Annotated in this window: 29 protein-coding genes; 12 read left to right on the top strand and 17 right to left on the bottom strand. The window is 41.1% G+C overall.

Annotated features, from left to right (window positions below; translation table 11 throughout):
* Nucleotides 1-102 precede the first annotated feature (102 nt).
* Nucleotides 103-954 carry a YihY/virulence factor BrkB family protein gene (locus tag JG735_RS02110; RefSeq protein WP_201335197.1) on the top strand — a complete coding sequence of 284 codons (852 nt, stop codon included), beginning with the start codon at nucleotides 103-105 and terminating at the stop codon, nucleotides 952-954.
* Here the strand turns inward: JG735_RS02110 and JG735_RS02105 are convergent.
* From JG735_RS02105 to JG735_RS02065, 9 genes are all read right to left on the bottom strand, one after another.
* The gene (locus JG735_RS02105; RefSeq protein WP_201335196.1) at nucleotides 850-2,049 is read right to left on the bottom strand and encodes a ComEC/Rec2 family competence protein; all 1,200 of its coding nucleotides are present in this window, start codon (nucleotides 2,047-2,049) and stop codon (nucleotides 850-852) included. The two genes, JG735_RS02110 and JG735_RS02105, sit on opposite strands and share 105 nt — an antisense overlap.
* Nucleotides 2,050-2,090: 41 nt before the next feature.
* Nucleotides 2,091-3,506 carry a replicative DNA helicase gene (locus JG735_RS02100; protein WP_201335195.1) on the bottom strand — a complete coding sequence of 472 codons (1,416 nt, stop codon included), beginning with the start codon at nucleotides 3,504-3,506 and terminating at the stop codon, nucleotides 2,091-2,093.
* 3 nt (nucleotides 3,507-3,509) lie between these two features.
* Nucleotides 3,510-4,568, bottom strand: a complete 1,059-nt coding sequence (gene ispG, locus JG735_RS02095; RefSeq protein WP_201335194.1) for a flavodoxin-dependent (E)-4-hydroxy-3-methylbut-2-enyl-diphosphate synthase — start codon at nucleotides 4,566-4,568, stop codon at nucleotides 3,510-3,512.
* 32 nt (nucleotides 4,569-4,600) lie between these two features.
* Nucleotides 4,601-6,430, bottom strand: coding sequence for a primosomal protein N' (locus JG735_RS02090; RefSeq protein WP_201335193.1), 1,830 nt, complete (start codon nucleotides 6,428-6,430; stop codon nucleotides 4,601-4,603).
* Nucleotides 6,430-6,768: a hypothetical protein gene (locus tag JG735_RS02085; protein WP_236584157.1), complete on the bottom strand. Its 339-nt coding sequence runs from the start codon at nucleotides 6,766-6,768 to the stop codon at nucleotides 6,430-6,432. Before JG735_RS02085 ends, JG735_RS02090 begins: the two co-directional genes overlap by 1 nt.
* Before the next feature lie 76 nt (nucleotides 6,769-6,844).
* The gene (locus JG735_RS02080) at nucleotides 6,845-7,273 is read right to left on the bottom strand and encodes a prepilin-type N-terminal cleavage/methylation domain-containing protein (RefSeq protein WP_236584147.1); all 429 of its coding nucleotides are present in this window, start codon (nucleotides 7,271-7,273) and stop codon (nucleotides 6,845-6,847) included.
* Between the two features lie 21 nt (nucleotides 7,274-7,294).
* Nucleotides 7,295-7,753: a type II secretion system protein gene (locus tag JG735_RS09885; protein ID WP_201335191.1), complete on the bottom strand. Its 459-nt coding sequence runs from the start codon at nucleotides 7,751-7,753 to the stop codon at nucleotides 7,295-7,297.
* Nucleotides 7,754-7,828: 75 nt separating this feature from the next.
* Nucleotides 7,829-8,038 carry a hypothetical protein gene (locus JG735_RS02070; protein ID WP_201335190.1) on the bottom strand — a complete coding sequence of 70 codons (210 nt, stop codon included), beginning with the start codon at nucleotides 8,036-8,038 and terminating at the stop codon, nucleotides 7,829-7,831.
* A 2-nt stretch (nucleotides 8,039-8,040) separates the two neighbouring features.
* Nucleotides 8,041-8,268: a hypothetical protein gene (locus JG735_RS02065; RefSeq protein ID WP_201335189.1), complete on the bottom strand. Its 228-nt coding sequence runs from the start codon at nucleotides 8,266-8,268 to the stop codon at nucleotides 8,041-8,043.
* A gap of 59 nt (nucleotides 8,269-8,327) precedes the next feature.
* Between JG735_RS02065 and uvrB the strand changes: the two genes are divergently transcribed.
* A complete protein-coding gene (uvrB, locus tag JG735_RS02060) occupies nucleotides 8,328-10,358 on the top strand; it encodes an excinuclease ABC subunit UvrB (RefSeq protein WP_305080211.1) in 2,031 nt (676 codons plus the stop codon).
* Here uvrB and JG735_RS02055 read toward each other — a convergent pair.
* Entirely contained in the window at nucleotides 10,345-10,980 is a 636-nt protein-coding gene (locus tag JG735_RS02055; RefSeq protein WP_201335188.1) for a carbonic anhydrase, read from the bottom strand. The genes uvrB and JG735_RS02055 overlap by 14 nt on opposite strands.
* Nucleotides 10,981-11,058: 78 nt before the next feature.
* On the opposite strand from JG735_RS02055, the gene JG735_RS02050 reads away from it, so the two are divergent.
* The 6 genes from JG735_RS02050 (at nucleotide 11,059) to JG735_RS02025 (ending at nucleotide 17,502) form a co-directional block, all read left to right on the top strand.
* A complete protein-coding gene (locus tag JG735_RS02050) occupies nucleotides 11,059-13,155 on the top strand; it encodes an RNA degradosome polyphosphate kinase (RefSeq protein ID WP_201335187.1) in 2,097 nt (698 codons plus the stop codon).
* Nucleotides 13,155-13,691: a gamma carbonic anhydrase family protein gene (locus tag JG735_RS02045; RefSeq protein WP_201335186.1), complete on the top strand. Its 537-nt coding sequence runs from the start codon at nucleotides 13,155-13,157 to the stop codon at nucleotides 13,689-13,691. The genes JG735_RS02050 and JG735_RS02045 overlap by 1 nt, the downstream gene beginning before the upstream one ends.
* Before the next feature lie 134 nt (nucleotides 13,692-13,825).
* On the top strand, nucleotides 13,826-15,301 hold the full coding sequence (locus JG735_RS02040) for an NAD(P)/FAD-dependent oxidoreductase (RefSeq protein ID WP_201335185.1): 1,476 nt from the start codon (nucleotides 13,826-13,828) through the stop codon (nucleotides 15,299-15,301).
* A 15-nt stretch (nucleotides 15,302-15,316) separates the two neighbouring features.
* Nucleotides 15,317-15,493 carry a hypothetical protein gene (locus tag JG735_RS02035; RefSeq protein WP_201333324.1) on the top strand — a complete coding sequence of 59 codons (177 nt, stop codon included), beginning with the start codon at nucleotides 15,317-15,319 and terminating at the stop codon, nucleotides 15,491-15,493.
* Between the two features lie 39 nt (nucleotides 15,494-15,532).
* Nucleotides 15,533-16,327 (top strand): peptide deformylase, encoded by a 795-nt coding sequence (locus JG735_RS02030; RefSeq protein WP_201335184.1) that lies wholly within the window; start codon nucleotides 15,533-15,535, stop codon nucleotides 16,325-16,327.
* Complete coding sequence (locus tag JG735_RS02025; protein WP_201335183.1) at nucleotides 16,306-17,502, top strand: dicarboxylate/amino acid:cation symporter; 1,197 nt, start codon at nucleotides 16,306-16,308, stop codon at nucleotides 17,500-17,502. Before JG735_RS02030 ends, JG735_RS02025 begins: the two co-directional genes overlap by 22 nt.
* On the opposite strand, the gene JG735_RS02020 is transcribed toward JG735_RS02025, so the two are convergent.
* The 3 genes from JG735_RS02020 to rpe are packed head-to-tail and all read right to left on the bottom strand — an operon-like array spanning nucleotide 17,438 to nucleotide 19,491.
* Nucleotides 17,438-18,268 (bottom strand): 3'-5' exonuclease, encoded by an 831-nt coding sequence (locus JG735_RS02020; RefSeq protein ID WP_201335182.1) that lies wholly within the window; start codon nucleotides 18,266-18,268, stop codon nucleotides 17,438-17,440. The genes JG735_RS02025 and JG735_RS02020 overlap by 65 nt on opposite strands.
* Nucleotides 18,261-18,851, bottom strand: coding sequence for a phosphoribosylanthranilate isomerase (locus JG735_RS02015; protein ID WP_201335181.1), 591 nt, complete (start codon nucleotides 18,849-18,851; stop codon nucleotides 18,261-18,263). Before JG735_RS02015 ends, JG735_RS02020 begins: the two co-directional genes overlap by 8 nt.
* A gap of 1 nt (nucleotide 18,852) precedes the next feature.
* Entirely contained in the window at nucleotides 18,853-19,491 is a 639-nt protein-coding gene (rpe, locus tag JG735_RS02010; protein ID WP_201335180.1) for a ribulose-phosphate 3-epimerase, read from the bottom strand.
* Between the two features lie 131 nt (nucleotides 19,492-19,622).
* On the opposite strand from rpe, the gene rpmB reads away from it, so the two are divergent.
* The 4 genes from rpmB to JG735_RS01990 are packed head-to-tail and all read left to right on the top strand — an operon-like array spanning nucleotide 19,623 to nucleotide 21,588.
* Complete coding sequence (gene rpmB / locus JG735_RS02005) at nucleotides 19,623-19,826, top strand: 50S ribosomal protein L28 (protein ID WP_012081696.1); 204 nt, start codon at nucleotides 19,623-19,625, stop codon at nucleotides 19,824-19,826.
* 43 nt (nucleotides 19,827-19,869) lie between these two features.
* Nucleotides 19,870-21,054: a bifunctional glutamate N-acetyltransferase/amino-acid acetyltransferase ArgJ gene (argJ, locus tag JG735_RS02000; RefSeq protein WP_201335179.1), complete on the top strand. Its 1,185-nt coding sequence runs from the start codon at nucleotides 19,870-19,872 to the stop codon at nucleotides 21,052-21,054.
* Nucleotides 21,055-21,085: 31 nt separating this feature from the next.
* Nucleotides 21,086-21,316, top strand: a complete 231-nt coding sequence (locus JG735_RS01995; RefSeq protein ID WP_201335178.1) for a DUF465 domain-containing protein — start codon at nucleotides 21,086-21,088, stop codon at nucleotides 21,314-21,316.
* 2 nt (nucleotides 21,317-21,318) lie between these two features.
* Nucleotides 21,319-21,588 carry a hypothetical protein gene (locus tag JG735_RS01990; protein ID WP_201335177.1) on the top strand — a complete coding sequence of 90 codons (270 nt, stop codon included), beginning with the start codon at nucleotides 21,319-21,321 and terminating at the stop codon, nucleotides 21,586-21,588.
* On the opposite strand, the gene accA is transcribed toward JG735_RS01990, so the two are convergent.
* The 4 genes from accA to fabG all read right to left on the bottom strand — a co-directional run bounded on the left by accA (nucleotide 21,578) and on the right by fabG (nucleotide 24,843).
* Nucleotides 21,578-22,513: an acetyl-CoA carboxylase carboxyl transferase subunit alpha gene (accA, locus tag JG735_RS01985; protein WP_201335176.1), complete on the bottom strand. Its 936-nt coding sequence runs from the start codon at nucleotides 22,511-22,513 to the stop codon at nucleotides 21,578-21,580. The genes JG735_RS01990 and accA overlap by 11 nt on opposite strands.
* 2 nt (nucleotides 22,514-22,515) lie before the next feature.
* Nucleotides 22,516-23,739: a beta-ketoacyl-ACP synthase II gene (locus tag JG735_RS01980; RefSeq protein ID WP_201335175.1), complete on the bottom strand. Its 1,224-nt coding sequence runs from the start codon at nucleotides 23,737-23,739 to the stop codon at nucleotides 22,516-22,518.
* 74 nt (nucleotides 23,740-23,813) lie between these two features.
* The gene (acpP, locus tag JG735_RS01975; RefSeq protein WP_012081691.1) at nucleotides 23,814-24,050 is read right to left on the bottom strand and encodes an acyl carrier protein; all 237 of its coding nucleotides are present in this window, start codon (nucleotides 24,048-24,050) and stop codon (nucleotides 23,814-23,816) included.
* A 49-nt stretch (nucleotides 24,051-24,099) separates the two neighbouring features.
* Nucleotides 24,100-24,843 carry a 3-oxoacyl-ACP reductase FabG gene (gene fabG / locus JG735_RS01970; protein ID WP_201335174.1) on the bottom strand — a complete coding sequence of 248 codons (744 nt, stop codon included), beginning with the start codon at nucleotides 24,841-24,843 and terminating at the stop codon, nucleotides 24,100-24,102.
* Between the last annotated feature and the right edge of the window lie 45 nt (nucleotides 24,844-24,888).

The raw sequence follows: 24,888 nt of genomic DNA, 5'->3' as shown, positions 1-24,888 counted from the left end.
AGCGGGTTTGACACTGACGAAAGCAAAGGAATGCATCGACAAATAACATCGGAAATTAGGAATCGGGAATGTGTTCCTAATCACCTATCCCAAGGATAACAGTTGAACAGATTAAAAGAGTTGATTAAAACCTTTTATGATCCAGATATCGGTCTGTATGCCGCATCGCTTAGTTTTTATACCATCTTTTCTATCGTTCCTTTGCTTTTGGTTTTTTTTACGATATTTACGAAACTCCCCAGCTTTTCTGAGTATTATGAAAAATTGAAACACTTTATCTTTACCAGTCTCATTCCGACTCAACAAGAAACCCTTTCAACTTACCTGGACACCTTTTTACAAAACAGCTCAAAACTTGGCATCATTGGATTTGTTTTTGTTCTCTTTGCTTCCATTATGTTTTTTCAAAATTACGAATACATTGTCAACAAGATCTTTAAAACAAGCCCCAGAAGCTTTTGGGACTCTATAACCACCTATTGGACGCTAATGACACTCGCTCCTATCGGATTAGCGCTTTCATTTTATCTCTCTACAAAAATCCAGCATACACTCAACAGCTACGAATACACTAACTGGATCGATTTTCTCTCAATCTTTCCCTATCTTATCATCTGGGCGATCTTTTTTATCACCTATAAAATCTCTTCCACTACATGGATCCATCCAAAAGCGGCTTTTTATTCCTCTTTTATAGCATCTCTTGTATGGGATATCGGTAAAAATCTTTTTGTCTATTATGTAATTTACAGCAAAACCTATGCAACCCTGTATGGTTCTTTCAGCACAATTTTGTTTTTCTTTTTGTGGATTTATATCTCATGGCAGATCTTTTTGTACGGTTTGAAACTATGCTATATGATAAATCAAAAATATAACAGGAATGGCCACAACCAGGACAACTGCCCATCTGTACCAGATAGCCAAGAAAGAATTGAGGATATGCAAAAGTAGCAGCCACAATGGAAAATCTATCTTCATAACAGTATGCGTACTGTGTAAAAATCCAAGTATTTCATCCAACATTCCACCGAATCCCACAACATGAAGTAAAAGTTCTACCGGATAAAAAAGAACAAAACACATACTCAAAAATGGTGCAAAAAGCTGCATCAAACTAAAATGGTGAAAGATGAAGAGTGACAAAGGCATCATAACTATATACATCCAAAAATGGATCAAAACAAAGATCGCTATTTTAGAAAAACGAAAATGGTGCAAAAAAAGATAGATATAAAATACGCCACTAACTGAAAGCCAAAAGCCTACCGAAAACAAAAATTTGGGAAAAATCGCTATAAGAATCAACACTACCCATAAAAGCGTCTCAAAACTGAGAATCTTCATATGCCTCGAATAGAGAAAAAATCCAAAGAGGAGCATACACAAGGACCGAATGAGTGATGGAATCGCACCTAAAAAGAGAGTATAGGAAATTGCTACAAAGATTGCAAAAGAAAAAGCATACGTATACAGGTTTTTATAGGGATAAAAGCGCTGCCACAATGATTTAAGGAGTATAGAAAAAACAAATGTAATAACTGCAACAATCAATCCAAGGTGAAATCCACTGATTGCAACAAGATGGCTGATGGAAAAGTTTGCGATTTTATCACGAAACTCCTTTTTCATAGGAGTTGCCAGAAAAAGGGCACTGAAAAGTTCTTGAAAGAATGGATTAGTGTGCTGAGAAGCGATACATCTTTGTAACTTCTCTTTCAGCGAATCTGCTGGCAAAACACGCAGAATATAGCTCGGAGCGTAAAATCCTTGTAAAAAGTCCCAAAAAGATGGCTTATGTTTTGAACGAAAAACAAGCAGAGCAACCCTTCGACCACGCAAATCTTTCAGATCTTCTGCACTTGTAGTATAAAATCTGTTTCCATTGCTATCTTGCATCTTCAAAACCCAGTGTCTTCGTTTTTGATACTGGTTGAGCACTGTAGCTTTCGTAAAATGCTTTGAAGAATCGAAAAAAGCTTGATATTCTTTATAAAGCGAAAAAAGTTGAAAAGAAAATAGTAGCAATAAAGCTATAAAGAGTGTCACACGCTCTTTCTTGTTGACAAAGAGAGGAACGGGAGCAATCATCAAATAGGAGGGATTTCGATATTGGACTCTTTCATCTCATACTCTCGCACCGTCTCGGCTGCCTCTTCAGCAAACTTGACATACTCTTTGTGAAAATAGAGCTTCACAACACCCGTCGGGCCGTTTCTTTGTTTACCTATGATAATCTCAGCTTCCTCTACACGCTTCTCTTCAAAGTTTACATTCACCTGTCTTCCCTCTTTGGCAGCCTCTTTCGCTTTTTCCTTAGCCTCTTTAAGCTTATACACATCATCTCTATATACAAACAAAATCACATCAGCATCCTGTTCGATCGCACCAGATTCTCGCAAATCACTTAGCATTGGTCGTTTATCCGTCCTGCTCTCCAAAGATCTGTTGAGCTGAGAAAGCGCGATGATAGGGATTTCGAGTTCTCTGGCCAGCATCTTGAGACTTCTGCTGATTTCACTGATCTCAAGATGTCTATCTTTGTTCGAGCTTCCACTCATAAGTTGCAAATAGTCGATAACGGCAAGTTCGATTTCTGGATGCTGGGATTTGAGTTTACGAAGTTTTGCCCGAAGCTGATGAACATTGAGGTTCCCTTCATCATCGATGAAAAGTTTTCGTTTATCATAGTAATCACTGAGCCTGCTGATCTCGCTCCACTCGATATCGTTGAGATTTCCCACACGAAGCCGCTGCAGGGGAATGGCCGCTTTGGCGCTGAGCATCCGAAGCATCAGCTGTTCAGCCGGCATCTCAAGTGAGAAGAAAACTACTCCCTTATTTTGGTCAAGTACAGATTGAGCGATATTGAGACTAAAAGCGGTTTTCCCCATGGATGGTCGTGCAGCGATAATGATCAGATCTCCTGGAGAAAAACCCGCCGTTTTGAGGTTGAGTTCATGAAACCCGGTATCAAGGCCTATGAGAATGGAGTTGCCTTTCTCTTTCATCTTCAAAAGATGCTTCAAAGTATCTTTCATAACCTGCGTCGAGTCTTTGAAATCTTGTGAACTGGTCTGGGTTGTGATCTTATAGAGTTTTGACTGAATTACATCAATCACATCTTCAACAGGCAAGTCCTGCTCGACTGTAATCTTTTTGATCTCTGTCGTCAAATGGACAAGATCTCGTTTGACCGCTTTATCTTTGATCTCCTCCACATATGCACTTACATTGGCACTCAGCGGATTGGCGGCCAAAACTTCTAAAAATGCGGCTTCATCAAACTGCTTTTTGAGTTCCAGTTTCTCTTTCAAAAACTCTTCATCGATCGGCTGGTCTTCTTTGGCAAGCTCCTCCATCGCTGCAAAAAGATTTTTATGAAAGGGATGGTAAAAATCGTTAGGGGTGAGTCTTGCAGCCACATCTTCAAATATGGCCGGATCAAACAAAATGGAGCTAAGGACTGAACGTTCGATATTGAGATTGTATAGATGTGCTTCCATAAACTACTCTTTCTCCTTTGCCAACTTTTGCACCTCTTGCAAAAATCGATCCACCAGTTTGTTTTCAGGCAGTTTGGCGACAACTTCACCTTTGACCATGATAAGACCGCTCCCTTTGCCATAGGCAATCGCTACGTCGGCGTGTTTTGCTTCTCCGATAGCGTTGACCACGCATCCCATCACAGAAACATTGAGAGGCGTTTTGATATGTTTTGTTTTTTCTTCAACTTCGGCGACCGCCTTGACAAGGTCTGCTTCGATTCGTCCACATGTAGGACAGCTGATGATATTGAGCCCTTCACTGGCTCGCCCTGCATCTTTGATGATGGCCCTGCCTACTTCGATCTCCTTTTCCAGTTCTCCCGTAATAGAGACGCGAATCGTATCACCGATTCCATCTAAGAGTAACGCACCTATTCCGATAGCAGATTTAATCGTCGCATGAAAGACAGTTCCGGCTTCTGTCACTCCAAGATGAAAGGGATAGGGAACAAGTGGACGAAGTTTTCTATACGCCTCCACAGTCCGTTCTACATCACTTGCTTTCATACTCACTTTGATATCTGTAAAGTCAAGATCTTCCAACAGCTTAATATGATACAAAGCACTTTGTACCATCGCTTCACTGGTAGCCCCGTATTTTGCTTCGATCTCTTTTTCAAGGCTTCCCGCATTCACTCCGATTCGAATGGGGATATTTCGCTCTTTACAAGCTTTTACTACCTCTTTTATCCGCTCTTTGCTGCCGATATTTCCAGGATTGATCCGTATGCAGTCAACCACTTCGGCTGCAATGAGCGCTAAACGATAGTTAAAATGAATATCTGCCACAAGAGGTAAAGAGGTCCGCTCTTTGATCTCTTTGAGCGCTCTTGCATCCTCTTCTTCCGGTACTGCTACTCGAACGATATCTGCCCCGGCAAAATGGAGTCTGTTTATTTGCTCGACCGTGGCTTCCACATCTGCAGTTTTGCTAAATGTCATCGACTGCACCGATATCGGAGCGTCCCCACCCACAGCCACATCACCGACAAATATCTTTTTTGTAGGATAGCGTTTCATTGTAGCCTTTTTTTGCTCTGATTATAGCACACTTATCCTATCTGCACCGGATCCATATCCACATCGCACAGATCGTTTTTGCACGCATAAATAGCCTGCAACAAAGCTTTCGAAGATGGGGATCTTAAAAGAATATGATAGCGATATTTGCCGGCAATCTTTTCTATGGCATTTGGTCCATATCCAACGATCTCTATCTTCTCACAACCTCTCAAACACGTTAAAACCTGCTCCATCGCCTCTTTAGCCTTTGATTCATTTTTGTGAGCAAAATTGAGCTGCGCCAAACGAGTAAAAGGAGGATAGAGATCTTTTCGAAATGCAAGCTCATCTTGCAAAAAAAGATCATACTCTTTGTATTTGTCAAAAAATGCTTCGTTTTTTGTCTGCACTACAACATTGGCAGACTCTTTTCTTCCTGCTCGTCCCGCAATCTGAACAAAAAGCGATACCGCTCTTTCTCTCGCACGGTAATCCGCCATCGCCAGCACATAATCAATATCCATAACCACACTCAACGCTACATCTGGATAATCGTGCCCTTTGGAAAGCATCTGCGTACCAACCAAAATGTCTATCTTTTTTTGAGAAAACTCTTTGATAAGCTTTTCGAGTTTTCTTTGCGTAGAGACCGCATCTTTGTCAAACCGCTCTATTCTCGCACTTGGAAAATGCAACTGCAATTCACTTTGTATCTGGGCAGTACCCAATCGTTTCGTAGAAAGTTCTGATGATCCACAGGATGGGCACTGTTTTGGAATGTACTCTTTGAAATTGCAGTAGTGACACTCTAATGCATGCTCATCAAAATGCACACTCATTCCCACATCGCAGTAGGGACACTTCACCGCTTCACCGCACTCTTGACAGATAAGATATTTAAAATGGGCTCGTGTAGGTAAAAAGATGAGAGCCTGCTTTTTTTGTTCAAGTACTTTTTGAAGCTCACTTAAAAGCTGCGTCGAGACACCTTGAGAACTATCAAATATAAAATGCTTCTGCCCGCCAAAATAGCTTCCTTTGAGGCGAAAAGATGGGTAGCGCTTGGAACTACTCACACTCGGCGTAGCACTTCCAAGAAGTACTGGAATATCAAATGTCTTTCCCATGTAAACAGCTATGTCTCTTGCATGAATCCTCGGTTTGCTTTGGGATTTGTAGCTATCGTCATGCTCTTCATCCACGACAATGAGCCCAAGATTTTTCAGAGGTAAAAACAGAGCGCTTCTTGGTCCGGCAATAACTTTTATTTCACCTTTACGTATTCTTTGCAGCGTCTCTTCTCTCTTTTTCTTGCTAAGCCTGCTGTGCCAAAGGGCGACACTATCACCAAAAACAGCTTCGATGCGTTTGAGCATCTGGGGGGTGAGAGCAATCTCTGGCATCAAAAAGATAGCTTCTTTTCCACTTTGTACAACCTCTTTCATCCATGCCAGATACACCTGCGTTTTTCCGCTTCCAGTATCGCCAAAAAGAAGAGAGATACCTTTGTCTTTTGCAAACTGCAAAGCCTCTTGCTGTTTTTTGGATAACACTATATCTTTTACATCGATATCACTCTTTTCATACACCGTCTCTTTGTCAAAAGGGTGAAAAAGCTGCAGTGCTTCACTTATATGACACACATAGTAGGTAGCGATAAACTGAGCAAGTTTGAGCTGTTCATGAGAAAAATAGTAGGAAGTACTATGCTCAATCTCTGCACACTCAAAAGAGGGTTTATCCACTTGTTGTAATATAGCACCCTTGTATATTTTCGATTTTACAGGTACCTCAACAATATCGCCGATATGGAGCTTTTTTTCAGACCGATACGTTAATGTAAGGGGTCGTCCAAGGAGTGCTACCTCAAAGAACTGCATCAAAAATTATTGCATAAAGAGTCTGAAGTGTGTATTGTATCACAAGTAAATGTGCCATTGGATGGATTGTAAATAAATCGTATAATATCTCCACTTTTTAATTTCGCTTCATAGGCTGTCGCATTGATTTCACGCCAATACCCGCCATTATTTTGATCCGTGGTACACTCCCCGTTAAAAATTTTTCCAAACAGGCAGGTACCATCATCCAAACTATTTGGATACGGTGATTTGCCTTTCAATATATTTTTTGTTTTTTGGACTTGAAGTGCACTTCGTATCGCAGTCACTTTTGATTTGACATTGGCTAGGTCTGCCTGTCGTATACCTTCTCTCATCTTCGGAAGAGCGATACTGGCTAAAATTCCAATGACGATAATGACAAAAATAAGTTCAATTAACGTAAATCCTCGTTTAAAACTGATGAGTATCTCCTTCGTCTATCACAAAAAGCGGTGCATTCGTACTGTTACCGTCACGACAAAAAAGATTGTATTTTCCTTTTTCGCTTTTTCTCATAAATGGATTGGCTACTGCACCGCTTTGTACACAGTTTTCAAAATTCACAGTCGTTTTATCGAAGTAGTCTGGAATGGTTACATACACTTCCAAACTCCTTCCATAAAACGTAGAGCTGTTTCCATCTCCATCACCTTTTATGCTTCCATCTTTTCCTTCGCTAAGCGACTTGGACCAGAGGGAGTGTCCCACGGTCCGCGTCATCGTCGCTGCAAAGGATTTTGAGATATTCTCTTTTGCTTGCTGCTCTATTCCAAAATATCTTGGAATTGCAACAGCTCCAAGAATCCCGATTATGATGAGCACAAAAATGAGCTCGATCATAGTAAAGGCATTTTTCATGAATTAAGATGAAGGTCCTGCTAATACTTTACCACTTGAGTCAACAAGTTGAAAGGCAGGAGCATTAGTAGAATTTCCATCCCGACATGTAATTGTATAATCCCCTGGCATTACATTATCGTCTGTCTCTGCAATTGTTTTGAATTGAGTATTGTCATTACACTTACTTAAATCAACAGTAGATGCATCAATCTCTTGGGGGATATCTACATAAGCAGAGAGATTTTTTTCTCCATCTGACAAAGTTAATTTAGCTATTTTTCCAGATCCATCGTTCGCTATAGCTTTACTCCAAACGGCTGGTCCAACTGTTCGGTTCAACGTACCTACAAACGCCTTAAGTTTCCCTTCTCTTGCCTGTTCACTCACACCTACGAACTTCGGCAACGCTACTGCAGCCAAGATACCCAGGATCACGATTACGAAGATCAATTCGATCATTGTAAAACCACCACGTCTCATGACGACTCCTTCTATTTGATTTTTGCAGGTCTTCCTGCATAAGAAAATTATCTGATAGTTAAGATTAAAAAGAGCTTAAGGTTCTATTTTTTTGATGAGTTCGTTGAGCTTTCTTTGAAGTTTGAAACATTCATAAGATTTTCTTAAGTATGCATGGAGAAGATTTTTAATGGTCTTTACATTAAAACTGCCCTTGTCAAGCTCTTCTTGCAAATAGTTGGCAAACTCCTCTTCTAAAGAGATTTCATACTCTTTGCCCTCTATTTTCAATGTGATTTTCTTCACGGTTATCCCATAAACTGCTCGATTTTTTTGATAATCTCATCGATTTCCATATTCTTTAAAGCCAACTCATCTCGAAGACGTTCGATCTCTTTCTCTTTCTCTTCGTTTGCCGCCTTACATGTTACAAGTTCCCTTCTCAGAGTCTCAAGTTCCTCTTTCATTCTTGTATATCGCTGCATCATCTCTTCGATTTTATGAGAGAGTTTCTCTACTAAATCCATCTGCTCCATCAAAGCCCTTTTAAGTTTTGTTTAATTTTTGTATAATTATAACCAAAAAAAGGAGTCTCTTGGCAAAATTTGAAATGACAACTCCCTATCCACCAGCAGGGGATCAGCCTCAGGCTATCGAAAAACTCTCACTCTCCATTAAAGAGGGAAACCGCTATCAAACCCTTCTTGGCGTTACCGGAAGCGGCAAAACTTATACGATGGCAAAAATCATAGAAAAATTGCAGATGCCAACGCTCATCATGACGCACAATAAAACGTTGGCAGCCCAGCTTTTCAGCGAATTTAAACACTTTTTCCCAAAAAATCATGTAGAGTACTTCATCAGCTACTATGACTACTATCAGCCAGAGGCGTACTTGCCAAGACAAGATCTTTTCATAGAAAAAGACAGCTCCATCAATGAAGAGCTGGAGCGTCTCAGACTCTCAGCCACTGCAAGTCTGCTGGAGTATGATGATGTGATCGTCGTTGCTTCAGTCAGCGCCAATTACGGACTTGGCAACCCAAATGAATATCGAAAAATGGTTTTCAAATTTGAGGTAGGCAACGAGATCGGCCAAAGAGAGCTACTCTTTCGTCTCCTTGAGATGGGGTACAAACGAAACGACAAATTTTTCGATCGCGGTGATTTTCGTGTCAGTGGCGATGTCGTAGACATTTATCCGGCTTATTTTGAAGATGAAGCGATACGAGTAGAGTTTTTTGGGGATGAAATAGAGTCTATTTACTATTTTGATCCACTTACCAACAAAAAGCTGCAAGAGCTGCAAACGATCACTTTGTATGCGGCAAATCAGTTTATCGTAGGACAAAATAGACTCGCCGAAGCTATAAAATCGATAGAAAAAGAGCTCGAGGAGCGACTGAACTACTTTTTACAAGAAAACAAACTGGTAGAGTATCAGCGTCTTAAACAAAGAACGGAGTTTGACCTGGAGATGCTTGAGACCACAGGGACGTGTAAAGGAATCGAAAACTACTCAAGACATCTCACAGGCAAAAAGCCGGGTAAAACACCCTACTCTCTTATCGACTATTTCGAAGCCAAAGGTAAACCCTACCTCATTATCGTCGATGAGTCTCACGTGAGTCTGCCACAGTTTCGCGGTATGTATGCCGGAGACAGAAGTCGAAAAGAGGTGCTGGTAGAGTATGGTTTCAGACTTCCTAGCGCTCTGGATAACAGACCCTTAAAATTTGATGAGTTTATCAACAAAGCGCCACACTATCTTTTCGTCTCGGCAACACCGGGAGAGCTTGAGCTGGAACTCTCAAGTGTAGTAGCTGAACAGATCATTCGTCCAACGGGCCTTCTTGATCCTTTGGTTGAACTTGCTCCTAGTCGCCATCAGGTAGAGATCCTTCACGATGAGATCAAAAAAGAGACAGCCAAAGGCAACAAAGTTTTGGTTACGACACTCACCAAAAAGATGGCAGAAGACTTGAGTAAATACTACGCCGATCTTGGTATAAAAGTGCGATATATGCACTCAGAGATTGATGCAATTGAGAGAAATCAGCTTATCAGAGGTCTACGAAGAGGAGAGTTTGACGTACTCATAGGCATCAACTTGCTTCGAGAAGGGTTGGATTTGCCGGAAGTAAGCCTTGTAGCTATTTTGGATGCAGACAAAGAAGGGTTTTTGCGTAGTGAAACGAGTCTCATCCAGACTATGGGACGAGCTGCCAGAAATGCCGAGGGCCGAGTAGTGATGTTTGCAGACAAAATTGAGCAAAGAACAGTCTTACACAATTTAGAAGATTTAAACGCAGTAGAAGACAAAATCACAGGCTCGATGCAAAGAGCCATCAAAACGACAATCGAAAGACGACTCAAACAGGATGCTTTCAACAAAGCCCACGGGATCATACCAAAGACTGTGCACAGAAGACTCGATGAAAATCTCAAATCCGAAGACCTGGACAAACTCTACGAAAAAAGAAAAAAGATGGATAAACTCCCGGCCAAAGAAAAAGAGAAGATCATCAAAGAATTACGCAAAGCGATGCATGAAGCAGCAAAAAGATTAGAATTCGAAGAGGCTGCAAGACTCAGAGACGAAACAGAAAAGATCAAAGCGCTATAGGCTTGAATCTTTCATCCTCTTCATCAAAATATTCTATCTCTCCGCTCTCTATTTTGTAGTACCAGCCATGCACAAATAGGCTCCCTTCCTCCAAACGTCTTAAAATAGCAGGATAGGTTAACAAATTTGCCAGTTGTACTACCACATTAAACCGTTCGGTTGCTCGTAACAAAGTCTCTTTATCTTCCTCTCCCACTTCTGCAATGGCCGTCTCTTTTGCCGGTTTTCCAAGTTGCAGCCATGTTTTTGTATGAATAAGCTCTTCGCTTTGCGGGAGTTCTTGGTACAAGCTCGCGCATGCTCCACAGTGACTGTGTCCCACCACGACAATATCTTGAACATTCAGGACACTCACCGCATACTCGATAGCCGCAGCCGTTCCATGAAAGTCCGCATCCGGTTTGAACGGGGGGATGAAATTGCCCACATTGCGAAAGATAAAAAGATCACCCGGTTTCGCACCCGTAAAAAGGTCCGGAACTACTCGCGAATCGCTGCAACCTATAAAAAAGGTTTTTGGCTGCTGCCCTTTTTTCACAAGCTCTTCGAAAAGATTTTCATACTTTTTAAAATGAATTCTTTTAAACTCTTTGTAGTTTTCTATCAACTTTTCTATCTTCATATCCTCTCCTTTCCAAAAATTCTACGTTTTTTTTGATAAAATCGGACTAAAATATTATAAAAATGTAAAAGGGGTTGCATGAATTTGAAAGATCCGAAGCTCTATATCAACAGAGAGCTCTCCTGGCTCAAGTTCAATACCAGAGTTCTCGAAGAAGCACAAGATACAAACAATCCTCTTCTTGAGCGTTTAAAATTTATTGCCATTTACGGCACAAACCTGGATGAATTTTACATGATTCGCGTCGCTGGACTTAAAAAACTCTATAAATACCGTATACTAGAGACCGGTCCGGACAAAATGACCCCTTTGGAACAGCTTCAAGCTATTAGAAACTACTTGCATACAGAAAAAAAGTCTCTTGAAAATACCTTTTACGAAATTATCAATGCGCTGAAAAAAGAGGGTCTGCATCTAAAAAACTACAGTGCGTTGAGCAGTGAAGAGCAAAAAGAGATCGATAAATTTTTCTATAGCAATCTCTATCCGGTTATCATACCAATCGCTGTAGATGCAACCCACCCTTTCCCCCACCTGAACAATCTCAGTTTCGCTTTGGCACTCAAACTGGCTGATGCAAACAATCCAAACGATATCAAATACGGACTTGTCCGTATCCCTCGGGTTCTGCCCCGCTTTGTACAACTCGGTGAGGCAACGTACATTCCCATCGAATCAATCGTACAAGCCCATATCAACTCTTTGTTTCCGGGATACAACGCACTAGCGAGTACACCTTTTCGGGTTACCAGAAATGCAGATATCGAAATAGAAGAAGAGGAAGCGGACGATTTTATGGAACTATTGGAAGAAGGACTGAAACTTCGAAGAAAAGGAGAGATTGTCCGCTTAGAAATTGGAGCAAATGCCGATGAAGATCTTGTAGCATTTTTGAACGAGCATCTTCATATCCACGGAGAAGATATCTATCGATATTCCATTCCACTCAACCTTGCAGGTCTTTGGGAAATTGTCAGCAACAAAAATTTCCCTCATCTGCTTTTTGAACCCTATACCCCTAAGATTTTGCCACCATTGGATTCGGGAGAGCCCATCTTTTCCATTATTGATCATGAAGATGTAATGCTTTATCATCCATATGAAAGTTTTGATCCTGTGGTGAAGTTCATATCCGAAGCAAGCAAAGATCCAAATGTCTTGGCTATTCGAATGACTCTCTACCGCGTTGGAAAAAACTCTCCCATCGTCAAAGCCCTCATCGATGCAGCCGAAAGTGGCAAACAGGTAACGGCTATGGTGGAACTCAAAGCGCGTTTTGATGAAGAGAACAACCTCATCTGGGCCAGAGAACTGGAAAAAGCCGGAGCACATGTAATCTTTGGGATTCCAGGATTTAAAGTTCATGCAAAGATAGCACAAGTTATCAAGAAAGATGGAGACAGACTCAGACAGTATGTGCATCTTGCAACAGGAAACTACAACCCCCAAACAGCTAAAATTTACACCGATGTGAGTCTTTTTACTGCTCAAAAGGCGGTCGTAGATGATGCAACAAAATTTTTCCATTTTCTCACAGGATTTAGCAAAAAGACAAAACTGAGTACATTGTATATGTCTCCGTATCAGATCAAACCAAAACTACTGCAGATGATAGAAGAGGAAGCGAAGAGAGGACAAGAAGGTCATATCGTTGCCAAAATGAACTCTTTGGTCGATCCCGATATCATCGTCGCTTTATACAAAGCGAGTATGGCCGGGACAAAAATCGATCTTATCGTGCGAGGTATCTGCTGCCTTCGGCCAGGAATAGAAGGAATCAGCGAAAATATCCAGGTCATCTCCATCGTCGGCAAATATCTCGAACACGCCAGAATATTCTATTTTAGGCATGCAAAACCGCAAGTTTTTATCTCAAGCGCAGACTGGATGCCAAGAAATTTGGAAAGAAGGATTGAGCTGATGAGTCCTATTTTTGATCAAGATATCGCCGAAAGGCTCATCGAGATACTCAATATTCAACTCAAAGACAATGTCAAAGCCAGAATCTTACAATCTGATGGCAACTATATCAAAAAAACGCCTGAACCAAACAAACCGCCTATCGATTCGCAACGGCTTATGGAAGAGTATGCAAAGCTACTTCACTCTACACATCAAAAGAACAGCACCTCCAAAGCCAAAAGACTGGCTAGAAGATTATTGAAGGAGAGTTGATGCTTTTACGATACAAAGAGTGGTTTCCAAAAAAAGAAGAAGGTGTATGGATCGCTCCTGATGCGACGGTTATTGGAAACGTTACCATGGGCAAAGATGTATCTATCTGGTTTGGATGTGTGATACGAGGAGATGTACACTACATCAAAATAGGAGATCGTACCAATATTCAAGACCTTACCATGATCCATGTTACCCATTATAAAAAACCGGACATGAGCGATGGATTCCCTACTATTATAGGAAACGATGTTACAATCGGCCATCGTGTGATGCTTCATGGCTGTACCATCGAAGATGCCTGTTTGATTGGCATGAATGCTACCATTTTGGATGGAGCTGTCATCGGCAAAGAGTCAATCGTCGGAGCGGGAGCTTTGGTGACTGGAGGAAAAAAGTTTCCACCAAGAAGCCTCATACTTGGAAGTCCCGCAAAGGTGGTACGAGAGTTGAGTGAAGAAGAGGTTCGCGAACTCTACGCTAGTGCAAAACGGTATGTTCATTTTAAAAATGAATACATCAATTCAATATCATAAGCATATATTATTATAAAAATAAGTTTTGCTCATCACATACTTAGTCGATTAAATTAGTTTATATTCCTTATAATTTTATTTTAAACTCTATCGCCCTATAATAATGTGTATCGAAATTCAAAAAAGGGGCAAATATGGCAAGAATCGTTGTATTAGGTGCTGGTGTCTCCGGACATACTGCTGCTACTTTTGCAAAGCATTGGCTTGGCGACAAACATGAAGTAGTAGTAGTATCTCCGAACAGTAAATGGAACTGGATTCCATCCAATATCTGGGTCGGTGTCGGTGAGATGAAGCCAGAGGATGTTATTTTCGAATTGGCTCCTGTATATAAGAAGGCTGGCATCGACTTTCGACAGGCAAAAGCTGTTTCCATCCATCCAGAAGGAAAAGAGGGAAGCGATAGACCATTTGTTACAATCGAATATACTGATCCAAACAAAAAAGGCCAGACTGAAGAGGTAGAGTATGACTATCTCATCAATGCTACAGGTCCAAAACTCAACTTTGCTGCGACTCCTGGACTTGGACCAGACGAAGGAAACTCACTTTCAGTATGTACTTATCAACATGCTGCTGAAGCAAACAACCATTTTCAAAATGCAATTGAACGCATGAAAAAAGGGGAAAAAGTAAAATTCCTCATCGGTACAGGTCATGGTATGTGTACCTGTCAAGGGGCGGCGTTTGAGTATATCTTCAACATCGAGCATGAACTCAGAGAAGCAGGTGTTCGAGATAAAGCGGAAATCAAATGGATCTCAAATGAGCAGTTCCTTGGTGACTTCGGAGTTGCAGGTCTTCATATCAAATGGGGTGGCCATATTGTAAGCTCTAAAGTATTGGCTGAATCACTCTTTGCGGAACGTGGTGTTGACTGGATCACAGGAGCTCACGTCAAAGAAGTACAAAAAGGAAAACTCCAGTACGAACTTCTTGATGGAACAGAAGGCGAAGAGACATTTGATTTTGCAATGCTCATTCCTCCATTTAGCGGTGTAGGTCTTAAAGCATATGATAAAGCTGGTAATGACATTACAGATAAAGTTTTCGCTCCAAACGGTTTTATGAAAGTAGATGCAGACTACACTCCGAAACCTTTTGAAGAGTGGAAAGCTAGCGACTGGCCAAAATATTATCAAAACCCAGATTATGCAAATATATTTGCAGTAGGTATCGCATTTGCACCTCCTCACCCAATTTCTAAACCGGCAAAATCTGTCAACGGTACACCAATCACTCCGGCACCTCCAAGAACCGGTATGCCTTCAGGAATCATCGGTAAAACTGTCGCACGAACAGTGTGTGATGTGATCGAAGGAAAATACAGCCTAGAAGAAGTAAAAGAGAAAGGTCATCACGCTTCTATGGCAGAAATGGGTGCAGCATGTGTGGCTTCAACTGGTAAAAGTATCTGGAATGGTTCAGCCGTAGCATTGACAGTTTATCCAGTTGTACCAGATTATGACAGATTCCCAGGAACCGGACGAGATCCAGAATACACTTTTGGTGAGATTGGTCTTGCAGGTCACTGGATCAAGCATATCTTGCACTACATGTTTATGTGGAAAGCGCAACTCAAACCAGGATGGACACTCATCCCTGAATAAGAAAAAGGAGCAACAATGGCAGATTACAAAGATATACAAAAGAACATTACACCATATGATGATAAAACGTACGGAACTATGATTCCAGGACCTTTTCAGCGATTCCTAAGAACATGCAAAATCTGGCAGTTTATCCGATTTATCATCATCAACCTCAAAATGTTGGCAGTCGTTTCTAAATCTCACCACTAAAACAAGGGGCTTTGCCCCCTTATACCTCAAAGGAACTCAATGGCAAAGATTCTGACCTATCCTGATCATACATTATTACAAATTTCAGGTTTTGTCCGAGACTTTAAAGATCCAAAAATCAATGAAATCGTCGAAGAGATTAAAAAGACAATTGAAGAGAACAACCTCCAGGCACTTGCCGCTATCCAAATCGGTGTACCTCTACGCATCATCGTTTTGAAAAAGAAGGATGGCAACTATGAAGTGATGATCAATCCCACGATCTATGGGAAAGAGGGACAATATTTTGCTTCAACGGAAAGTGATGAGAGTTTACCAAACATAGAAGTGACCGTCAATCGCTATCCTGTTATAAAGATCATGTATGAAGATCTTCAAGGCAACCAAAAATTTTATATTGCCAAAGATGATGAAGCAGTTCTGCTTCAGCGAAAGATCGATATGGTATTTGGTGGATATCTGTTTGATAAGCTCTCAAAAAAAGAGCAGAAAAAGTTTTTCAAAGAGTACGGAAGCTACGGTGACACTTGTCCTACCTATTTCATCAAAGACAGAATTTTAACAGCCCTTCGTCTCTTCTTGGTGGGTCATTTCTTCTTGCTTCTCCTTGCCATATTCGTAAATTTTGCTCGATTTGTTCTAACATACAATACGCCTCTTTTTCTATTGGAATTTGCTTGGCTTATTTTTTATGCAATCTATGCTCGATATGAAACCAAAAAATATAAAAACTGTACTTCCTGTCAAAATGCAAATATTATAGGAACAAGTGCTCTTTATATGGCAATAATAGCAGCTCTTTATGGAGGCTCATGGCTCATAAAAAGCTTTTGAGCGTAGAAAACCTCACGCTTATAGCTATTGGAGCGGGAATTGCCTTTGGCTACTTTTTTCCCGCACTCTCTACTGAACTCAAAGTAGTTGGCCAAATCTATCTTAAACTTTTAAAAATGCTTATCATTCCTTTGGTATTTGCTTCTATATTTATCGCTATCGCATCATTAAGTGGCAAAGAGGAACTCAAATCCATTGGCTTAAAAGCCTTTTTGTATTATCTGAGCACAACGGCCCTCGCAGTGCTACTTGGAATCATGATCTTTCATCTCATCAATCCGGGTGCCGGCGAACATCTCTTGCAAATCCCGCAAAATGTAACGATTGAAAAAAAAGAGCTTTCACTATCGGACTTTTTGCTCTCCTTTATTCCGGCCAATATCTTTGAAGCTTTAAGCAAAGGGGCAATTTTACCCATTATCTTTTTTACGATCCTTTTTGCTATCGCTACTCTCTTCATCGAATCACACAAACGAACAGTGCTCTACAACTTCTTTGATAGTGTTAATGATGCGATGATGGTTCTTGCAAAATGGGTTATCGCTTTAACACCGATTGGCGTTTTTTTCCTCATTGCTGCAACAGTAGCCAAAAATGGATTGGAGCCGATTTTTGAGTTATACAGCTATGTATTGACGGTCCTTCTTGCTCTTATGCTGCATGCTCTTATCACCCTTCCATCCATTGGATATTTCGTTGGAAGATTTAACTCATATCACTATTTTCTTCAGATAAAAGAAGCCCCATTGATCGCCTTTTCCACCGCATCAAGTTCTGCAACACTGCCTGTAAGTCTTGAAGTTGCCGAGGAAAAAGGAGGAGTCAGTAAAAAAGTAGCCGGGTTCGTTCTGCCTCTTGGAGCAACCATCAATATGGACGGTACCGCTTTGTACGAATCGATTGCAGTACTGTTTATTGCAAATATCAGCGGAGTGGAATTAAGTCTTGTTCAGCAAATAACTATATTTGTAACAGTCACATTTGCTTCTATAGGTGCGGCTGGAATACCGGGAGCAGGACTCATTATGATGACGATGGTCCTTGACAGCGTAGGACTCCCTGTTGAAGCTATAGCACTTATCATTACCGTTGATCGGTTTTTGGATATGTTCAGGACTGCTGTGAACAACTGGGGAGATCTTTTGGGGGCAAAGCTGATTCAGAAGCTTTTGTAGTCTTTTTTGTTTTTTTCCGTTTCGCACTTTTGCTAAATTTGATCAAATCCTCTGTGGTTTTCACATCATTTGGCAATTTTTCAAAAGACATCTGCAAAATCTTATATGCTGTTAATGCATCGGCATATGCGCGATGGCTTACAGCAGTATTGATCCCCAAACTCTCATTTAAAAACTCCAGACCATAGCGTTCACTTTGAATCGTTTTTCTCGCCAGATCAATGGAGCAAAGCTTTCTATTGGCCAACTTTTCAAAACCAAGCTGTTCCAGTTTGCTGGAAATAAAGTTGTAATCAAAGCGTACATTATGAGCAACAAAAACCGCATCGTGTAAAAACTCTTTAAAAGCCAGCAAAACCTCTTTTTGAGAAGGCGCATTCTCTAAATCTGTTTGTATAATACCGGTTAATTTACTGATGTACTCAGGGACATCCTCGGCATAGATAAAACTTTCAAAGCGATCAATAATTGTATCGCCTTTGAATTTGATGGCTCCTATCTCAATCACTTGGGCAAATTCCGGTTTGCTTCCATTTGTCTCGATATCGACAACGACAAACTCCTGCTCTTGGTATGGCGTTACCGCTGTTTTCAAAAAAATTGTATTCTCTTTTTCATCCAAAGGGAATCCTCTGGCTTTGAGTGTTTCATAAATAATTTGAGGATCTTCAAACAAGCCAAAAAGATTTTGCAAAAGCCCAAAAAACTGCTCTTTTTGCATCGGTTTTTTGGTCAATTTGAAAGCCAGTTTTTCCAGTTTATTCAAACTTTGCCTTTTGGATAAACTCTCGAACTTTTTGGGGATCTTTTTTTCCCTTTCGAGTCTCTACTCCACTACTTACGTCTACACCGTAAAAACCGTACCGTTTCACTTCCAAAACGTTCTTTGGACTAAGACCTCCTGCCAAAACGATTTTTGAGCAGTCTATATTTTCGAACCACTCCAGTGCCACTCTTCGGCCGGCTCCTCCAAACTCCGGTACATACGCATCTACCAGCCTGTAGCGATCGGAAAATTTTAAGATATCTTCAGCACTTTTTGCCCGGACTACTGGCAACGTTTTTGTTTGAAGCTGTTCAAAAAAAGACTCTTCCACGTCAAAATGGATCTGGGCAAGACTCATATTGCAATATGAGCAGATTTCATCGATTTTTGCAGGTTCTTCGTAAACAAACAGTCCGACCCGTTCTACAAAAGGAGGAAGCTTTTTGCTGATTGTTTTTGCCTCTTGGGGATGAATGTAGCGGGGAGACTTCTCATAAAAGACAAATCCTAAAGCATCTGCACCGGCTTCTATCGCAACAAGTGCATCTTCAAAATTTGTAATACCGCAGATCTTTACTCGCACATCATACCTTGAGACTCGCTATTGCCTGTGCATAGTCCTTGTGTCCAAAGACATAACTTCCAGCAACCGCTACATCAACACCGGCGGCTTTCAGCTCATGGATGTTTTTATCGCTCACTCCTCCATCCACTTCGATAAGACACGAAGGATTATGCTTTTCAATCAGTTCTTTCGTCTGTTTGATTTTGTCAAAAATTGGGATAAACTTCTGCCCTCCAAAACCCGGATTGACACTCATCAAAAGTACCATATCTACATATTTGATGATCTCTTCAAGCACATTAACCGGAGTTGCTGGATTGATGACAATTGCAGGAGAGATACCATAATCTCTTATTTTTTGCGCAGCTCTATGATGATGCTGTTCACTTTCGTAATGAAACGAAATAAATTTTGGCTTCAGCGAGGCAAAAAGATCGATAAAAAAGCTGTTGTCTTCCACCATCAGATGCACATCCAAAGGCTTCGTAGCCACTGCGGCAACTGCTTTGGCAACAACCGGTCCGATCGTCATATTTGGCACAAAATGGCCGTCCATAACATCCACATGGACAAGATCCGCACCAGCTTCGCAAATATCGATCACCTCTTTAGCCAAAATTCCAAAATCGGCACTCAAGATACTTGGGGCTACAAGCATTCATATCCTTTGGGTAAAATTGGTATAATTATACCAAAAGCAAAAGCTAAAAATTAGTTTAAATTAAGCTATTCTTAATCATTTTTTTCATATCATTCAAAACTCAAAAAAACCAAATAAAGGTGAAGGCAATGTCCAAAAAATGTCAAGTCACTGGCAAGAAACCGATCACTGGTCACAATGTCAGCCACGCAAACAATAAAACCAAAAGAAGATTTTTACCAAATATCAGAACTGTACGTGTTACGCTTCCAGACGGTACCAAGAAAAAGATCAAAGTATCTGCAAAGGGTTTGAGAATTCTTAAAAAGAAAAATTTTCAAGTGGACCTGTAACCGGGTCTCCTTTCTCCCCCTCACTTTTTCTCAAAGGCTTATCATGCATTTCCAGCTCTTTCCAATACAAAACCCTATTGAACATGTTGAAGGTTTTTATTGTGACGGAGTGATGGCAGGACTCAAAAAAGAGGGTCTTGATCTTGGATTTCTCTACTCGGATACTCCTGCAAATGTTGCGGCCATTTTTACGCAAAACAGATTCCAAGCAGCACCCATTAAGCATTTCCAAAAACATGCTATCAAAACAAGCAACTTTATTTTAGTCAATTCCAAAAATGCCAACGCCATAACGAGCGATGAGGGTATCGAAGATATCGAAGAGATTGTATCAGCCCTACAAACAAAATTTTCTCTTCACAATCCTATCATGAGTTCAACCGGGGTCATCGGTGTTCGCCTTCCAAAAGAGAAGATCATCAATGCAGCTTTATCGTTTGATTTACATGCAAAAAACAGTGAGCGTTTCGCCAAGGCCATCATGACTACCGATACTTTTCCTAAATATATAGGATTCAAAGTGGAACTTGATAATGGCTCATCTTTTCATATCGCCGGATTTGCCAAGGGTGCTGGGATGATCAACCCAACAATGGCGACAATGCTCTGCTTCATTGTAACCGATGCCAATATCCCTCAAGAAGCCATGAAACCTCTTTTACAAAAATATGCGCAAACCACGTTCAATGCCATCAGTGTTGATGGGGACACTTCGACAAATGATTCAGTTTTTTTGATGGCCAACGGAAAAAGTGGCACATATGACCAAGAAGCTTTTGAATATGCCCTTTATACTATCATGCACCATCTTGCTCTACAGATCGTCAAAGATGGAGAGGGAGCAAAAAAACTGGTAGCGTTTAAAATTACAGGTGCAGCCAATGATAAGGAAGCCCAAATTGCCGCCAAAGCCCTTACCAATTCTCTTTTAGTAAAAACAGCACTTTTTGGAGAAGATCCAAACTGGGGAAGAATCGCATCCACTATCGGTGCCAGCGGCGTAGAATGCGATGAAAAAAGACTCACAATCTCCATAGGAGATGTGGTTGTGTATGATAAAGGCCAAAACCTATTTGATGCCGAACAAGAAGAAAAAGCACATCAGGTCATGAAACAGGATGAATTTGTGATTCACTGTGATCTTGGCATAAACGACGGTTCATTTACAGCGTATGGATGCGATCTTGGCTATGAGTATGTCAAGATTAATGCAGAATACAGAACCTAAATGCTACAATTGAAAGAAAAAAGGAGCAAATATGTTAGAAGAATTTCCACAAGAATTGATCAACAAGATTCGTCAAGAAAACCCTCATTTTGACAAACTTATCGAAAGACACGATGAGCTGAAAAAAATCGTCAAGGATGTTGAAGAAGGTCGTGAACACATGGAAGATATCGAACTTGAAAAACTCAAACTTGAAAAACTTAAACTCAAGGATGAAGCATACGCCATAGTCATGCAATACAAAAAAGAGCATGGGATGTAACCATGGGACTTCACAAGCTCCAAAAAAAACTACAAAAAATATTTTCCCATCCCATTCCTTCCAATCTGGATTGGAAAGGGGTAGAAAATCTTCTCGAACACCTCGGCTTTACTATCGAACACACAAAGAAAAACCATATCAAAGTTATCGATAGCGAAGGAAAAGAGGTGGTTCTCATCATTCACAATAATGAAATAAATAACAAAGAGGAGATTGTTAAACTCAAGCACTTTTTGGAAGAGCATGGAATCAATGGGGAGACTACTCTTTAAATCTCCCCATATGCATCAATTTTTCGTATCGCTTTTCTAGGCGTTCTTTTGGATCCATCGCCATAAGCTCTTGAATACTTTTTACATAATATTCTTTCAACGCTTTTGCAGCACCCTCTTTATCTCTGTGGGCCCCCATAAAAGGTTCCTCGATAATATCATCGATAAGTCCAAGTTCTTTCAAATCCTCTGCCGTAATTTTCAAAGCTTTTGTGGCCTGCTCTACTTTCGAAGGGTCATTCCACAAAATTGCCGCACACCCCTCAGGAGAGATCACACTAAAAACGGAATATTTTAGCATTGCCAATTTATCGGCAACTCCAATGGCAAGCGCACCACCGCTCCCCCCTTCACCTATCACAATCGAAACAGTCGCGGTGTCAAGCATGCTAAATTCAAAAAGATTTCTTGCTATCGCCTCACTCTGCCCTCGCTCTTCTGCTCCGATACCCGGATATGCCCCTGGTGTATCGATTAGCATCAAAATAGGCAGACCAAATTTTTCGGCCATTTTTGCAGCCCGAAGTGCTTTTCTATATCCTTCTGGATGCGGCATACCAAAATTTCTTTTGAGCTTGTTTTTCGTCCCTCTCCCTTTTTGCTCCCCTATAACAAGAGTCTTTTGGCCATCGATGTATCCAAGGTAGCAAAGGATTGCAGGATCATCCCGAAAACATCTGTCTCCATGAATTTCATACGCATCATCCAAAATGAGACGGATATAATCAAGGGCATAGGGTCTATCTGGGTGCCTTGCAAGTTGGAGTTTTTGATAATCGCTCAGATTTTTATAGGTCTTGGAAGCCTCTTTTTGCAGATCCTTTTCAAATATCTCGATAGCAGCAGTATCGCCTCTCGCTTTCGCCGCTTCGAGCTCATTTTCGATCTCTTTGATTTTTTGCTCAAAATCGAGGTATGTTGCCAACTTTAAACCTTTTTGAATACGACGACACCGTTTGTACCGCCAAATCCAAAAGAGTTGCTCATAACAATTTCCAAATCTGCTTTTCTTGCCTCATTAGGCACATAGTCAAGATCACAGTCTGGATCAGGCTCTTCATAATTGATCGTTGGCGGAATAACGCCTTCTGTCAGCGCCATGAGAGTAATGACCGCCTCAATCGCTCCCGCTGCACCGAGACAGTGTGCGGTTTGACCTTTTGTCGAGCTGACAGGAGGACAGTTCTCTTTGCCACCAAACAGCTTTTTGATCGCCATTGTTTCATACCAGTCATTATATTTCGTGCTGGTTCCGTGCGCATTGATATAATCGACTTTATTAACACCTGCCATATTTAAAGCAGCTCTCATGGCTCTATATGCCCCTTCTCCTTCAGGAGCAGGAGTCGTGATGTGGTTTGCATCACCACTTTCTCCAAAGCCTATAAGTTCAGCATAGATTTTTGCCCCTCTTGCTTTGGCTGCCTCATACTCTTCTAGTACTAGTGCACCGCTTCCCTCTCCCATCACAAAACCGTTTCTTTTTGCATCAAAAGGGCGCGATGCATGCTTTGGATCGTCATTGTATGTCGAAAGTGCTTTCATCGCAGCAAACCCGCCGATACCAATAGGACAAATAGCAGCTTCAGAGCCTACAACGAGCATTCTGTCAGCTCCGCCGAGCATGATCGTTTTTGCAGCTTCTGTGATCGCATGGGTTCCTGCTGCACAGGCTGTCACGCTGGAAAGATTCGGGCCTTTGAGTTTATGTTCGATAGAGATGAAGCCCCCAAGCATATTGACAAGAGCCGACGGGATAAAAAACGGACTGATTCTTCTTGGACCTCTGGTATTGCAAACAACTGCATTTTTCTCGATCGTTGCGAGCCCTCCGATACCGGAAGCTGAACTGATTCCGAATCTATCATTATCTACTTCACCATCAAATCCTGCATCCGCCATCGCTTCACGCGCCGCCTTGATACCGAGCTGAATAAAACGATCCGCTTTTTTTACATCTTTCGGATCGAGTACCGTTGTAGGATCGAATTTTTTCACTTCTGCAGCAATTTTTACCGATTGGTTAGAAGGATCAAAAAGTGTAATATGATCAATCCCCGTCTCTCCATTCACAATAGCATCAAATGCGCTTCTTTTATCGTGTCCCAAAGAATTGATCATTCCAAGACCGGTTACAACAACTCTTCTCAAAACTACTCCCTATCCTTGATCTTTAGTCAATTGTACAAACTCACTAAAAATCAAGGGGGCTTACCCCGCTTGATTTAGGATTTGTGTTCTTCGATGTATTTTACCGCATCACCGACTGTTTGAATCTTTTCCGCATCTTCATCAGGAATTTCAATACCAAACTTCTCTTCCAACGCCATTACTAATTCCACAACATCCAAGCTATCTGCATTCAAGTCTTCTACAAATCGAGACTCAGGTTTTACCTCATCAGGATTTGCATTGAGCTGTTCTACAACTACCTCTTTTACCTGTTCGAAAATATCTGCCATTATGACTCCTTATCTGTATTGTGTTCGCCTGATTGTAACAAAAAAATCCTTATAAATACATTCCACCATTTACTTTAATCGTCTCACCTGTAATATATCCCGCGCCATCACTCAGTAAAAAAGCAACGGCTTCAGCCACCTCTTTTGGGTCACCAAATCGCTTCAGTGGAATTTTGGATATATAGGCTTCTTTAATCTCCTCTTTGAGTTCTTTCGTCATATCGGTTGCGATAAAACCTGGAGTAACACAGTTAAAACGAATCCCTCGTGCGGCCCCTTCAAGGGCAAAAGATTTTGTCATCGCAATCATTCCGCCCTTACTTGCACTGTAGTTGACCTGCCCTGCGTTTCCGGCTTCTCCGACAATACTGGAAATATTCACCACACTCCCAAATCTTTTTTTGCTCATCACCTTGAGCGCTTCTCGGCACCCTACAAAAGCACTTGTCAAATTGGCTCTGATGACACTTTCAAAATCTTCTACGCTCATACGCATAGCAAGTTTGTCTTTGGTGATACCGGCGTTATTAACAAGATAACTCAATTCCCCATCGCTATCGATAATCGTTTTAACAGCCTCAACGAAAGCTTTTTCATCACTCACATCAAAGCCAATGACCGCCGCTTCTCCGCCGGCTGCTTCAATTTCAGCTTTTATCGTATCAGCTGCCTCGGCTCCACTTCGGTAGTTGATCCATACTTTCAACCCGTATCCAGCAAGAACTTTTGCAATCTGCGCACCGATTCCTCTGCTTGCACCTGTCACAAGGACATTTTTTCCACTAAATAGCATTGCTCTCCTTTTACCAAATATTTACCTAAATTGTAGTAACATTTC

Origin of the sequence: Nitratiruptor sp. YY08-10 (genome assembly GCF_016629565.1) — a bacterium.
Classification (GTDB): domain Bacteria; phylum Campylobacterota; class Campylobacteria; order Campylobacterales; family Nitratiruptoraceae; genus Nitratiruptor.
This window is presented reverse-complemented; position numbering and strand designations above follow the sequence as displayed.